A 238-nucleotide genomic window follows, 5' to 3' on the forward strand; every position below is an offset into this window, starting at 1 on the left:
GGTTGAAACTACGCGCCAACTGGCCGATTTCGTCATGGCTGGACACATTGAGCCGCGCACTCAAATCCCCCGCACCCAGGGCCTGAGCCTGGCGTACCAGCTCGCTCAATGGCGCCAGCTTGCTGCGCAACAGCCACACCGTGGCGCCCACTGCCAGCAACATCGCCAACACGCTGCCGATCACCAGGCGGATGCCGACTTCCCAGGTCACGGCGCGAATCTCAGCCTTGGGCATGCT

General features: G+C 63.9%; 1 protein-coding gene. It reads right to left on the bottom strand.

Features of this window, described 5'->3' with window-relative positions; genetic code table 11:
• Positions 1–211, bottom strand: a 211-nt coding sequence (locus tag AAEY75_RS16965) for a HAMP domain-containing protein (RefSeq protein ID WP_352260343.1), incomplete at its 3' end; no start/stop codon positions are given.
• Positions 212–238 lie beyond the last annotated feature (27 nt).

Origin of the sequence: Psychrobacter sp. TB55-MNA-CIBAN-0194 (assembly GCF_040309505.1) — a bacterium.
Classification (GTDB): Bacteria; Pseudomonadota; Gammaproteobacteria; order Pseudomonadales; family Moraxellaceae; genus Psychrobacter; species Psychrobacter fozii.